Origin of the sequence: Halomonas sp. HL-93, from assembly GCF_900086985.1 — a bacterium.
Lineage (GTDB): Bacteria > Pseudomonadota > Gammaproteobacteria > Pseudomonadales > Halomonadaceae > Vreelandella.
On sequence record NZ_LT593974.1, the window covers coordinates 2242598 to 2255926 of the forward strand.

Genomic DNA, 13329 nt, shown 5'->3' on the forward strand with positions numbered 1-13329 from the left:
GCTCAGCGACTCTTGGGACGATGAGCGTCGAGCCAGTCCAACGCTCCCTGCGTGGTACGCCATTGATCACGCATTAGCGTGCGATACTGCCACGCTTCGGCACGCGAGCCAGGGTCAACCTGGCCATCCGCATAGGGCATGACAGGCCGGGGATTCTCGGCACAAATCATCTCTAACGCATGGCGGTTATGGGCGATCACCTCGCTTAGAGAACGCTCTGCCGCCTCGTGGTCAGCCAGCCGATAAAGCGCCAATGTGCGGCCCATGAGCAGCCCTAGTATCTGCGAGCCATCGTCAACAGGTTGCTCGGACAGGGCCAGCGCCTCTTCGTTGCGGTCATCACGCAATAACTGATCCAGCACCAGTTCGCGCAAGCCAAGGCTATCCTCCTGGTCAATCGCCAGGAGTTCTTCGGCAAGTTCACGTGAATGCTGGCGAGCACCTCGCTCCATGCCGACAACCAGGGCCAAGCCGGTGCGCAACAGCATGGCATTATCGGCATCGTCCCAGCGCAGGCTGCCCTCTCCTTCAGCACGCGCTTGGGCCAGCCAACGTGACAGGCGATTGGCCAGCGGGGCGAGTAAGCTGGGGGCCATCCAAGGCAGACTGCCAAAGCGGCTGGTAAGCGCCATCGTTAAGTCCTGCACCACTTGCGGGGCATCAAGCCATTCGGGGTGCGCGCAAAGCGCCGACATCCATTCCACCGCGTTACCCCAGGGGTCATCACGAAACCCCAAGGCGATATCTTCATCGACCAGCACCTTAAATTGCTCGTGCCAGGCGGCAAACAGGGTTTGTTCGCGAGCGCTGGTGTGATACTGCAAATGCCCCGTGTCAGCCTCCGTGTTGATGGCAATCTTCGGCGCGACGGGTAACGCAGCGAGCAATGCCTGCAACGAAATTAGCGGCGTTGCCAGGTCTTCTTCGGCGCTGAGCAGCTGATCCGCCAGTGTGGCGCCTGGGTTATCCGCCAATGCCGCCAGGAAGTCCAACTGCTCATCGTCGAGATCACCCTGCCGGACCAAGCGGCGATACCAGAAGTTGGCGCGCTCTTTGGCTTCCCGCTCGTGGCCTTCGTGAAGCAACAGCATGGCTTCGATATACGCCAGCGTGGGTGAGTCCGGCAGCGCTTGCTGAGCTTTGACGAACGCCCCCCGGGCGCTGTCCAGATCGTCGTTATCCAAGTGCATAAGACACAGACGCTCAAGCGCTACGCCTCTTAGAAAAATCGGCCCGCGCTCCAGGACGTCATCCAGCAGGTCGGCGCGCTTGCGGGTAAAACCGCGTTCTTGATAGATATCCAGCAGAATTTCAAACGCGGGCTCCGCCTGCTCGGGTAGTCGCGACCAATCACTGCCATCGAACAGCGATTCAAGAATCTGCATGGCGCGGCCGCTTTGACCACTTTCAGCGGCTATCAACCCGGCTTCCAATAGCGCTTGCGGAAGCGCTCGCTGGCTGTTTAACGCCGCTTTTAGCGTTGCGCCTTTCCATTCGCGCAGCGACAGCATCCACATCATTTGTTCGGGGATTTCAGTGGGAAACTCGACCTGCGAGCAGCACTGCTTGAACTTGCGCCCGGAATCGCACCAGCAGGGCTCGTTGCGGCCCGGCGTGGCCAGGGGTTCACAGGCGAAATCCAGCCGCTCCAGCGGAGTTTGGGACCACAAAATGGGGGCAAGCGCCTGAGCGGTTGCCAGGTCATCATTAAAAAACCCAGCACCCTCGGCACGTACCCAGGTCATAAAATCGGGATAGTGTTCTTGTTGCCTAATTGCCGCGAGTGCCCCGGAGGCAAATCCCAGCAGCTGATCGACCCATACCGCCAGCATTGCCGTCTCCACTTATTAAAAGACCATGTTCAAAAGCGACATAGTTTAGCATGACCAAGAGGGTGCACGCAGACCGGATTGGCGACATAGTGAGGGGCTGTTAGAGTGCGGCGTATTAACTGAACCGCACCGCGTTTAAATCAGCAGAGCAATGCCATGAACGAACTGACCTTCACTATCTGTCAAGGCCACGCGATAGCGCCAAACTTGCAGGCACTTGCCCGGCTACGCATTGAGGTGTTTCGTGACTTCCCCTACCTTTACGACGGCGATCTCGGCTACGAGGCGGACTACCTAGGCCGCTACGCGGATAATCCCGCTAGCCTTTTCGTCCTGGCCTTCGACGGTGACACGCTGGTAGGGGCGGCCACAGGGCAACCCTTAGCAGATGAAGTCGATGATTTTCGCCGCCCGTTTGAGTCTAACGGCATCGCCCCCAAGCGGGTGTTTTACTACGGCGAATCGGTGCTGCTTCACGACTACCGCGGCCGCGGTATCGGCAAGCGCTTTATGGCGGAGCGCGAAGCGCATGCCCAGCAGCAGGGTTTTGATATAGCGGCTTTTTGCGCCGTTGAGCGGCCAAGCGGCCACCCTCTGGAACCAGCCGACTACCGTCCGCTGCACGGTTTTTGGCATGCCCAGGGTTACCAACGCCACGGCGAGCTGACGACCACTTTCGCCTGGAAAGATATCGGCGAAGACGCAGAGAGCCACAAGACAATGGTGTTCTGGCTGAAAACGCTGGTTTAAATCTTGCGTGCCCATTCAAGTAATGGGGTCGTCCGTGAGTGCATATTCAACCGCGCCTGCAAACGCACCAAATTCCAGTAGTGGCCGTTAAGCGCTCTGGAAAGCAACAGCGTATCGGCGGGAGGCTGCAGCCGATCCATGGCACCCCATACCTTGGGCGTCAGCTCACGAAGACGGCGGTGAACCCGCACGTCGCTGAAATCCTGCTCGCCGGGCGCAAACAGCGGGGCCACGCATTCGGCAGATTCGCGATAAAGCGACAGCGGCGCGCCCTGCCCTTGTCGCCCCCCCATCTTTATCAGCGCCTCGTCCATTGCCATAGGATCGTGAGCAAGCGTCGCATCGAGTAGCAGCATCATGGCCTTCAGACGCGCCTCCGGCACCGGGATCACCGCGCCAAAGTCATAAATCACCAGCCGCCCCTGCTCATCGGCAGCAAAGTTACCCGCGTGAGGATCAGCGTGGAGTTCGCCGTGGGTAAACAGCTCTTCGGTAATCCAGTCTGCCAGCGCCACGGCGACTCTTTGACGAGTGTCATCGTCAACGCTTTCCAACTCACGCAGCGGCGTCCCCCCACAAATCGCATCGCCAGCACATGCTGGCCGGAAAGCTCGAACAGCGGCTCGGGAATCACTAAGCGTTCATCATGCTGATAGCGCTCGCGGTAGCGGGCCATGGCGTCTGCTTCAGCGCGATAGTCAAGCTCGTCACGAAGCCCCGAGGCCAACTCTTCAAACAGCGCATCAAGGCGGGCCTGGGGCACCTTGAACCAACGCCCCAACCCCATGATGCGTCTTACCTGCTTTAAATCGCTTTCCAGTACGTCGGACAGACCGGGGTATTGCACCTTAAGCACCACTGTTTCGCCGGCCTGGGTTACGGCTTTATGCACCTGCCCCATGGAGGCACTGGCAAAGGGCCGCTCTTCAATCTCGCGAAAATGTGACTCAAGATCGCCGTACTGCATCACCAGCGCCTCGCGAATGCGTGGCCAGGGCATGGGCTCGGCTTGACGCTGCAAGCGTGAAAGCTCATCGGCAAGATCCGGCGGCAGCAGGTCGTCCCACTGGGACATAATCTGCGCCAGCTTCATGGCCGGGCCCTTCAGCTCGGAAAGCCCTTCAAATAGCGCTTCGCCCAATGCTCGCCAGTCTGCCTGGCCGCCCAAGCGGGTTTTGAGCAGCGCACCGCCGGTGCGCGCGCCCAGGCCCATTAAACGTCGTGTTCTACCGCGATCTCGCATCTAAGTCGCCTCGTTGACCATCTGCTAGACAGCTTACGCAATCCCAATATTTTATACAAAAACTATACACAAGAATGCCAGCGCAACACTTTAACCACCCTCTAACTCCGCTCTGGGCTCTGCTACCATAGGCATTCGCTAATACCGCTAAGGGCAGCCGCATGCGCTTGATTATCGCTGAAAAACCCAGTCTTGCCCGGGCGATTGCCGAGGCGCTTCCCGGTAATGCCAAGCGCCAAGACGGCGCAATTAACTGCGGTGATACCATCGTGACTTGGTGTTTAGGCCATCTGCTAGAGCAGGCGGCACCGGAGGCCTACGACCCCGCCGACAAACAGTGGCGCCTGGATCGCCTGCCTATTGTGCCCACCACTTGGCAACTGGCACCACGCTCCAAAGCCCGTGGCCAGTTAGCGGTTATTCGTAAGCTGATCAAACAGGCAAGTGAGGTTGTTCACGCCGGTGACCCGGACCGAGAAGGCCAGTTGCTCGTTCAAGAAGTGATTGAACATCTCAAGTACCGGGGTCCGGTGCAGCGGCTGCTAATTAGTGACCTTAACCGCCCGGCGGTTAGCCGGGCACTGTCGAAATTACGCCCCAACACGGAGTTTCAGCCGCTTTTTCAAGCGGCCCAAGCGCGTTCGCGCGCTGACTGGCTCTACGGCATTAACTTAACACGCGCCTGGACGCTTACCGGCCGCCAAGCGGGGCACGACGGTGTGCTTTCCGTTGGCCGCGTACAAACCCCGGTATTGGGGCTGATCGTGCGTCGCGACAACGCTATTCGCGACTTTGTGCCCCACCCGTTCTACCCGCTATGGGTTGATCTCAAGGTGGCCCAAGGCCAGCTACGCGCCTGGTGGGCACCCAAGGAGCATCAGCCGCTGGATGACCAGGGCCGCTTGATTGACCGCACACCTGCCGATGCCCTGGCGGCACAGTTACCCAACGCCCACGGCACGCTGACGCAGCTTGATCAACAAGAAAAGCGCCAGGCACCGCCGCTACCCTACTCGCTTTCCGCGCTGCAGGTAGACGCCGCCCGCCGCCACGGGCTTTCCGCGCAGATGGTGCTGGATATTTGCCAGCGGCTTTACGAGCAACACAAGCTAATTACCTACCCGCGCTCCGACTGCCGCTACCTCCCCGAAGAGCATCTAACACTTGCCCAGCGTAGCCTGAGCGGCGCCTGCCAAAACGATGAAGCGCTGCAGCAGTGGCTTAAGGGCGCGGATTTCTCGCTACGCTCCAAGGCGTGGAACGATAAGCAAGTCGGCGCACATCATGCGCTTGCCCCCACCGGCAAACCGGCGGATTTCAGCCAGCTTTCCGCCACCGAAGGCCATGTGTTTCGGCTTGTAGTTCGCAACGTGATGGCGCAGTTTTACCGCCCGCTGCGCACCTTTGAAGTCAAAGCGGAGTTTACGCTGCTTAACGAGGCCTTCCGCGCTCGTGGCCAGAGCATTCTTGACCCTGGCTGGAAGCCATTATTCACCACCCGAGAAGACACTCCGCCACTACCTCCGCTGACTCAAGGCGAGCCTTGCCAGGCGCTGGCCGCTGGCGTTGAGGAGCGCGAAACCCGCCCACCAGAACCGTTCACCGATGCAAGCCTGATCAAAGCCATGATGAACATCGGCCGCTACGTGGACGACGCGGAAGTACGCCGTACGCTACGCGATACCGATGGCCTGGGTACCGAAGCCACCCGCGCCGGCATTATCGAAACCCTAGTACAGCGCGGCTATTTGGTGCGCAAGCAAAAGGCCCTGCGCGCCACCAAACTCGGCACCGCACTCATCGCCGCCCTGCCCAGCGCCGTCAGCACGCCGGAGCGCACCGCGCTATGGGAGCAGCGCCTGCGCGCGATTTCCGAACAGCAGGACGACCCTGACGCATTTCAGCAGGCATTGCTGGATGACCTGCGTGGCCTACTTAGGCACAGCGACGCGGGCAGATTACGCCACAGCCTGCAGACAGCACCGGGTGAAACCGGTGGCCCGGCTAAGCATGCAGGCACTAACAACAAACAAAGAGGAAATGTGAAACGTAAACCTGCCAAACAACGCTGATGGTGCTTGTAGCCCCTTTTCTCGCCTGATGTCAGGCACGTTTCCCATAGGAAGCCAGGATATCTAATTACCGCCAATCACGCAGACAACAAGCCAAGCAACTCCGATAAAGCCCCCGCTTGAATCAGTGATAGCAATCAGACAAACTGTCACCAGATACCAATAAGTGGTGACGATTTGTCTGACTATGACATCGCCCGATCTTCCCGGGCGCACCTCCAAACCCTGTTCCGCCAGCAAGGCGGCCAGCTGCGTTTGAGTGAGGCGCTGGCTCAGGGCATCAGCCGATACCAGTTCTATCAGCTCCGAGATGAAGGGCTGATAGAGCCTGTCAGCCGTGGCCTTTACCGGCTGGCGGAGCTGCCACCTATCGAAAACCCGGATCTAGTCGCCGCTGTCACGCGCTTTCCCCAAGCAGTGCTATGCCTAATTTCCGCTCTCGATTGGCACGGCATTACCACGCAAATCCCCCATAAAGTTCATCTCGCAGTGGAGCGGGACGCTCGCCTACCGGCTCTAGATTACCCACCAGTGGTCGGTTACCGTTTCTCCGGGCGGGCATTCAGCGAAGGTATTGAGCACGCAAAGGTGGATGGTAATACGCTGCAGGTCTACAACCCGGAGAAGACACTGGCTGACTGCTTCAAGTTCCGCAACCGCATCGGCATGGATGTAGTACTGGAAGCCCTGGAATTCTACCGCACGCGTAAAACCTTCAGGCCGGGCAAGCTAATGGAATACGCCAGAATCTGCCGCATCTCCAAGGTCATGGCTCCTTATGTAGAAGCCAAGCTGTGAATACAGTCCGCACATTATGAAAGGAGTCCATAGTGGCCAAAAACATCACGGCCTCTGTCCGCCAGAAATTGCTGAATAAATCCCGGGAAGAAAAGCGTCCCTTTCAGGAGTTACTGCAGTACTACGCCATGGAGCGTTTTCTTTACCGGCTTAGCCAATCGACTCATAAACGCTGCTTTACGCTTAAGGGGGCCCTACTGCTTTGGGCGATGCAAGGGCCGGATATTCGGCCGACACGGGATATCGATATGCTTGGCCAAACAAGCAATAACTCCGAGGCAATTCTAATTAAGGTGCGTGATGTTATCGCCACGGAGGTTGTTAATGACGGTTTGCTTTTTGACCCAAACACGCTGAAAGCGGAAGCCATTACCGAAGACGCCGACTATCAGGGACTTAGAGTGACGTTTATGGGCCTCCTCGGCAATGCCAAGATCCCCATGCAACTGGATACAGGCAGGCCAATGGCTAGTTTTTCCAAAGACAACATCGAACAGTAGAGTTCGCTGCAAATAAACGAAAATAGGTCATTGGTCGACTCGTGTAAAACGATTGGTACATTATCCCTATCAAGCCAACGTCAAGACAGAGTGTCTAAATTGCGACAATAGTCGTTTGCCACCATCAAGTATCTGAATCATCGTCATCATCCCCCGGGTGTGAAGACTTTTTCTTGCTGATTGGGCGTGAAAAGAAAGGCACCACATAAAGCACTACCCAGGCCAGCAACGTGCACAAAACGGCTGTCTGCTCGCGACCCATGCCTACGGCTATTCCAATAGCGGCGGTTAGCCAAACCCCAGCCGCCGTGGTAAGCCCTGACGTACCTTTTTCATCTTTACGGGTGATGATGGTGCCGGCACAAAGGAAGCCAATGCCCGCAATAACGCCTTGGATGACCCGACTCATTTCTGCATCAGAAATGCCCGCTTGTTCAGGAATAAAGATAAATAAAGCAGCCCCCATGCAGACCAGCATATGGGTGCGTATTCCAGCAGCCTTGCCTCGCTGCTCTCGCTCGAGCCCCAATAGACCACCAAGAACGGCCGCCAGCAGCAACCGAACCACCACAATGACGAATTCACTCAGGTCATTAAAATCCGAAAACTCGGAGACTATGATGTTACTGATCTCTTGCATTTTTTTGCTCCTTTGCGTTCAGCCTGATGCCCATAATACCCACACGTCAGTGCGATAACGTCGCTAGCACTCCAGGCAATGCTATTACCCACTCTCGAATAGCCAAAATTGTCGGATCGTGCTCGCGGCTTTCTGGGTAAACCAGAAAGAACGGTTTACCTTCAAATTCTGGGCCGAATGGTTGCACTAGGCGCCCCTCCTCCAACTCATCCTTGATCAACTGACGGCTCATTAGCGCCACGCCCTGCTCACCGACGGCGGCTGAAATAGCATGGGTTTCGTCAGAAAAAACCAGACCGGCACTCACATCCAGCCCAGGAACCTTTGCCAACTTCTGCCAAACAGCCCAATCCAGTGGAGAAGATACAGCGCCTGCATTACGAAAATGAATCAACGGATGTAAGGGCAGTTGCGTTGCATCGTGCAATCCAAGGTGTGGACTGCAGGTTGGAATGAAAGTGTTATCAAACAGCTTCTCTGCGATAAGCCCCGGCCAGCGACCATCACCATAACGAATAGCAATATCTGCGGTTACTCCATCTAGCGCTACCGGCTCATGAGAGGCATGAATACGCAGATCAATATCTGGATGAGAGTCGCGCAGCAAACATACCCAGGGCAGCAACCAGCGCACTGCAACGGCTGGCGTCGTCGAAAGTGTGGCCGTTTGGCGAATGGGCACTGCGCTCAGTTGCTCAACAACATGACTGATGCTATCAAACGCGGTTTCCAGCACCTGCAGTAGCTCACGCCCCTGGGGCGTCAGCGCCAACTGGCGGGGTTTACGTACAAACAAGGCAACGCCCAGCGTCTCTTCAAGCCCCCGGATCTGGTGACTGATGGCGGTCGCTGTTACCGACAACTCCTGAGCAGCCTGCTTGGCACTTTCATGACGGGCCGCCGCTTCAAAAGCGCGAAGCGCCGAGAGTGAAGGTAAACGCCGATGGTTCATGAATGAATTCACCTCATCTATAAGCGAAAGTAAAGGTCGTTTGTCGCTCATATAGCCGAGCGCTAACCTGTGTTTGTCGTTAATTACAGATGAGTTTAACTCTTCGCACAAGGAGAACTTTCATGACACACATACTGCAAATAGATGCCAGCGCTCGCCCTGGCTTTGCCGGCACCGACGAACATGGCTCGCACAGTCGCAATCTCACTCGTCAGTTTGTCAGTCAGTGGCAATCAGGCCGACCACAAGACACCGTCACTTATCGAGACATAGGCCAAAACCCACCGTCTTTTATTAACCACGACTGGATTGCCTCATCTTTTACGCCTGAAGAGCAGCGAGAAACCTGGATGAGGGATACGCTGGCAGAAAGCGATCAGTTGGTTGATGAGTTGATTGCAGCGGATATTTTGGTGATCGGTACGCCACTTTATAATTTCGGTATGCCAGCCGCCCTTAAGGCGTGGGTCGATCAGGTGGTGCGACCCGGCAGGACGGTGGATATCGATGAAAGCAACCCGACCGACCCTTATGTGCCAAAGCTCGCCGACCGGCCAAGGCATGCGGTTATTCTCACGGCGAGAGGCGGCATAGGCTTTGACCCCGGCGGTGAAATGGCCCATATGAACCACCTGGAGCCAAACCTGACCACAGCGCTTGAGTTTATCGGCATTACCCGTATCCACACCATTGCGATCGAAGGTCAGGAAGCAGGCGGCGAGCTACTTAAAGCGTCTGTTGCAGAGGCAGCACACAAAATTGAAGCTTTGGTCAATGAAATGCAGGAAGCGCTTGAAGCCACTCCAATCCACGAACCCGTCTAAATACAGAAGATAAGCACCTTCTCGTAAACAGCCGTTATTGTTAAGTGCGGAGATCGCTAGCTCAGGATGTCCGCACCTTTATGCCCTTCAGGCACGCCTTGGACTAACAGCACATCACCTTCGGTATGGCGGGTGCGAAATGGTCGGATCGCTTTATAAGCAGCCGAGTCATACCAGCCTTGCGCTTGTTCCATTGATGGAAACTCAATGACAACCATATCGCCAGCCCAAGCTCCTTCAAGCGGCGTGTATGGCCCACCATGCACGATGTATTTACCCGCGAAAGGAGCGAGCGTTGCATCGATACCCTCTAAATATTGTTTAATCTCGGGATCGAACCGGGTTTCTCGAATGAGAGCAACTGCATAGGCGGGCATCATCACCTCCCCTTGGTTATACGGAAATAGTTTCTTGAGTAGTGAAAGCCTAGAACAAAACTCGAGCAACGAACCTACTTGGCACTGGCCGCTAGCCGCGCGCCTAAAGCGACGAACAGCGCCCCTAAACTTCTGTCCATCCATAAACCCACGCGTGGTTTTCTGTTCAGCCAAGCACCCAGTTTTGCACCCGCCATCACCAACGGAGGTTCTACGAGCGCCGCCACCACAATAATCAGGCTGCCATGTAATAAAAGCTGCGCCTGGGCAGGGCCTGCGCCTTCCACGATAAATTGCGGCAAGAAAGCCAGGAAGAAGACGGCCACTTTGGGATTTAATGCTGACACCAGCATCCCCTGCCAGTAAACCGAAGATAGGCGCTTGTGGCGCTGCTTTTCCGCTGCAATAAATTGATCGCCCCGTGACAGCAGCATTTTTATGCCGAGCCAAATCAGATAGGCCGCGCCAACCCATTTAACAATTGAAAAAGCCAATGCGGAGGTTGCCAGTATGGCTGAAAGCCCTATGGCGGCCATCACTACATGCAGCGCCGCTCCCGTCCAAATACCCAGCATAGCGGCAACCCCATGCTGACGCCCGCTGCGTAATGTTTGCCCTAATATGTAGGCAATATCCGGCCCTGGTGAAAGATTTAGAAGCACAGCCGCAGATAAAAACGTCATCCAGTGATACAGCGAGTAATCAAACATCGTTACGTTCCTTTATTTCTCGACTGCCAATATATGAATAGAGTCAAAATCTAGAAAAATCGCTATGCCAGAACATTGCCTCGCTACAGCGGCTTATCGACAATTTCCAATGCTTTGCGAATAAAATCTCCCTTAGCTGCCGTATAAGCTTCTCTATCTGACGCAAATTCCGCCGCCCACAGGCGCTTCTTTTTCTCATATTGCTGCGCCAGCTCAGCATCAACGCGCAGTCTATTGCGAAAAGCCAATCGGCGATGCCACTCGTCGCTGCCATATACCATCAGATGCAGGTGATGCGTCCTACGGCCCTCAGCCCATCGCATTAACCAACGCCGCCCCACCAAAGAAGCGTTGTACTCCATGGATGTGGCATAGTTGGCACTGCATAAAGGCTCCATTAAGTCATCGGCCCGGGACATTGAGTCTACGCCCGCTAGAATATCGATTATTGGCTTAGCCGAAAGCCCGGGTACCGCGGTACTACCGATATGTTCTATCGCCAAAAACTCGCCTGGAAACAAGTCAAGCAGTCGGTCACGCTCCTGATCGAACAGAGTTGGCCACGAAGCGTCATATGTGCACAGCATGACCTTCTCATGAATCGCTCGGTTTAAAGACGCGGCTTCATCCATGAGCTTAATTCCCCCTGCGTCGCGAATTTCTGCTTACGATTCATCTGCTAATAGTGGCGGCATGGGGCAGTCGAGAATATCTGCCATAGCACGAAACAACTCGGCCTCAGCAGGGCGAATTTGCCCACTATGCTCAATGCAGCGCGCCATGGCTTGTAGCAACGCGGGCTTCTGCATGGGCTTTAAACGCCGCAAGCGTTCAACCGCTAAACTTAGCGCACGCATATCGCTTACATCGTCAGTGGCAGCTAATGCGAACGGCAGCTCGTTTTCAGCAGCATTGAGCGCGGCACTGATCTCTTCTGGGTCATGCTGACCGGCGGCAGCCAGCACTGTAAGGAGCAACTGACACTCTCGCTGCAAATCGTTCAATTGCAGGTTTGCGGGTTTGTTATCCTGTTCGTTCAAGTTGTTCAGTAACAGCTGATACAGCGTCCACTCCAACAGGCTGACATGACCATCCGCCTCAATCAGCCGTTCCATACAGAAGCGAAAGTGCTGGGCCTGCTCTGTCGAAAGCGACTGTAACGCTGGCAGCACCAACTCGATCAGCGGTAAGCGTAACTCTACCTCTAATCTCTGTATTTCAGGACCATAGTCCATCAGCACTCGGTAAACATCCGGCAGCGCAATTTGTTGCAGCGCCTCTAGCTGATGCTCACGCTCCTCCTGGTCCTCGCTAAGCAGCAGCGCATAGATGATGGCACGCGCTGCGTAGGGCTCATGGACAGCAGTTTTAATCCGACTTGGCAATGCGTGTAACGTTGACTGGGCCTTTTCGATGTGGCGTTGGTCGGGCTGCCCCATAGCAGTAATCGCGGTTTGCGCAGAAGCGCCGGTCAAAACCGCGGCCAGCGTTTCCGCGTTACGCCCGGGGCTTGCGTGCGCCACCTTTTCACCTGAATCAGGTATTTCGCGCTCTTCAGGTTTTTCGTGCTCGGCCTGCTGCCCAAGCAAGGCAGCCTCAAAGCGACCATCCCAGCCAGGCATGACCCGCTCAATGCGGTCCTTTAACGGCGGGTGGGTAGCCATCATTTGAGTAAACCCCAGCCGCACACCCTGACCAAAGAAAAGGTGGCTGAATTCCGCTGCTTGAGCGGCCTGCAGGTTAGAGCCTTGCGCATGCGCGCCGATCTTCACCAGCGCATTACCTATCCCTTGGGGGTTGCGGGTAAACTGCACCGCAGAGGCATCTGCGAGATATTCGCGCTGACGGCTGACGGCTGATTTGATCACATTGCCAAAGAAGGTCCCTGCGTAACCGATCAGCATTAGCACCCCTCCCAGTGCTAAAATGACCGCCCCTGAGTTGTCGCGTTTGCCACCGCCAATCCGCCGAAAACGCATGCTGCGCAGTATGGTACCGCCCAATAGACCAATCACCAGAATGCCATGCAGCACACTGATTAGACGCATATTCAGCCGCATATCGCCATGCAGAATATGGCTAAACTCATGGGCCACGACGCCCTGTAGCTCTTCCCTGGTCAGGTTGCGAATGGCGCCACGTGTGATACCGATCACGGCATTACTGGGCCGATGACCTGCGGCGAAGGCATTGATGCTCTCTTCCTCCAATACAAAAACGGAGGGCACTGATGTGCCTGAGGCAATGGCCATCTCTTCAACCACATTGAGAATACGCCGCTCGTCTGCATCGCGGGTATTTAGGTTGATCTCGCGTCCGCCAAGTGCTTCCGCTACCGCTCGGCCACCACGACGTAATTGATGTTGTTTGAATAGACCGCCCAGCACCACCACGACTAGCACGGCAATCGCCACACCCGCCACAAGTTCAATCGATAGCGCTGATAACATTCCCTGCGCATCTAGATTAGTTTGCCCTGCCGATTGGCCCCCATCCATCAATTGGAGTGTGATAGCAATCGCCAGCGTTGCCACGATAATCAGGGTCAGCACCGCCAAAACGAACAGTACTACCAAACGCCCGGTTTTGCGCCGAGCTTGATCTTGAGCAGTAAAAAAATCCATGTCTCGC

Annotated in this window: 12 protein-coding genes and 1 pseudogene; 5 read left to right on the forward strand and 8 right to left on the reverse strand. The window is 55.9% G+C overall.

All coding sequences use genetic code 11. The features are described 5' to 3' along the window. Positions 1 to 2 precede the first annotated feature (2 nt). Entirely contained in the window at positions 3 to 1832 is a 1830-nt protein-coding gene (locus tag GA0071314_RS10395; protein ID WP_074396576.1) for an SEC-C domain-containing protein, read from the reverse strand. 156 nt (positions 1833 to 1988) lie between these two features. Here GA0071314_RS10395 and GA0071314_RS10400 point away from each other — a divergent pair, with 156 nt between their 5' ends. Continuing rightward, positions 1989 to 2582 carry a GNAT family N-acetyltransferase gene (locus tag GA0071314_RS10400; RefSeq protein WP_074396577.1) on the forward strand — a complete coding sequence of 198 codons (594 nt, stop codon included), beginning with the start codon at positions 1989 to 1991 and terminating at the stop codon, positions 2580 to 2582. Here GA0071314_RS10400 and GA0071314_RS10405 read toward each other — a convergent pair. Further along, positions 2579 to 3825: pseudogene (locus GA0071314_RS10405) on the reverse strand (ABC1 kinase family protein). The gene GA0071314_RS10400 and the pseudogene GA0071314_RS10405 sit on opposite strands and share 4 nt — an antisense overlap. A gap of 161 nt (positions 3826 to 3986) precedes the next feature. On the opposite strand from GA0071314_RS10405, the gene GA0071314_RS10410 reads away from it, so the two are divergent. The 3 genes from GA0071314_RS10410 (at position 3987) to GA0071314_RS10420 (ending at position 7195) form a co-directional block, all read left to right on the forward strand. Further along, the gene (locus GA0071314_RS10410; RefSeq protein ID WP_074396578.1) at positions 3987 to 5897 is read left to right on the forward strand and encodes a DNA topoisomerase III; all 1911 of its coding nucleotides are present in this window, start codon (positions 3987 to 3989) and stop codon (positions 5895 to 5897) included. Between the two features lie 177 nt (positions 5898 to 6074). Continuing rightward, on the forward strand, positions 6075 to 6695 hold the full coding sequence (locus GA0071314_RS10415) for a type IV toxin-antitoxin system AbiEi family antitoxin domain-containing protein (protein ID WP_231896440.1): 621 nt from the start codon (positions 6075 to 6077) through the stop codon (positions 6693 to 6695). 32 nt (positions 6696 to 6727) lie between these two features. Further along, positions 6728 to 7195, forward strand: a complete 468-nt coding sequence (locus GA0071314_RS10420) for a nucleotidyl transferase AbiEii/AbiGii toxin family protein (RefSeq protein ID WP_082934239.1) — start codon at positions 6728 to 6730, stop codon at positions 7193 to 7195. Between the two features lie 124 nt (positions 7196 to 7319). Here the strand turns inward: GA0071314_RS10420 and GA0071314_RS10425 are convergent, their stop codons facing one another. Beyond that, positions 7320 to 7835 (reverse strand): MgtC/SapB family protein, encoded by a 516-nt coding sequence (locus GA0071314_RS10425; protein ID WP_074396579.1) that lies wholly within the window; start codon positions 7833 to 7835, stop codon positions 7320 to 7322. Between the two features lie 46 nt (positions 7836 to 7881). Next, positions 7882 to 8787 carry a LysR substrate-binding domain-containing protein gene (locus GA0071314_RS10430; RefSeq protein WP_074396580.1) on the reverse strand — a complete coding sequence of 302 codons (906 nt, stop codon included), beginning with the start codon at positions 8785 to 8787 and terminating at the stop codon, positions 7882 to 7884. Positions 8788 to 8909: 122 nt separating this feature from the next. Between GA0071314_RS10430 and GA0071314_RS10435 the strand changes: the two genes are divergently transcribed. Next, positions 8910 to 9611: an FMN-dependent NADH-azoreductase gene (locus GA0071314_RS10435; RefSeq protein WP_074396581.1), complete on the forward strand. Its 702-nt coding sequence runs from the start codon at positions 8910 to 8912 to the stop codon at positions 9609 to 9611. Between the two features lie 56 nt (positions 9612 to 9667). Here GA0071314_RS10435 and GA0071314_RS10440 read toward each other — a convergent pair whose 3' ends face one another. The 4 genes from GA0071314_RS10440 to GA0071314_RS10455 all read right to left on the reverse strand — a co-directional run bounded on the left by GA0071314_RS10440 (position 9668) and on the right by GA0071314_RS10455 (position 13322). Further along, positions 9668 to 9991 carry a DUF1330 domain-containing protein gene (locus GA0071314_RS10440; protein WP_231896441.1) on the reverse strand — a complete coding sequence of 108 codons (324 nt, stop codon included), beginning with the start codon at positions 9989 to 9991 and terminating at the stop codon, positions 9668 to 9670. Between the two features lie 71 nt (positions 9992 to 10062). Beyond that, a complete protein-coding gene (locus GA0071314_RS10445; RefSeq protein WP_074396582.1) occupies positions 10063 to 10698 on the reverse strand; it encodes a LysE family translocator in 636 nt (211 codons plus the stop codon). Positions 10699 to 10781: 83 nt separating this feature from the next. After that, the gene (locus GA0071314_RS10450; protein WP_231896442.1) at positions 10782 to 11285 is read right to left on the reverse strand and encodes a GrpB family protein; all 504 of its coding nucleotides are present in this window, start codon (positions 11283 to 11285) and stop codon (positions 10782 to 10784) included. 78 nt (positions 11286 to 11363) lie between these two features. Next, positions 11364 to 13322, reverse strand: a complete 1959-nt coding sequence (locus tag GA0071314_RS10455; RefSeq protein WP_074396584.1) for a M48 family metallopeptidase — start codon at positions 13320 to 13322, stop codon at positions 11364 to 11366. Positions 13323 to 13329: the final 7 nt, after the last annotated feature.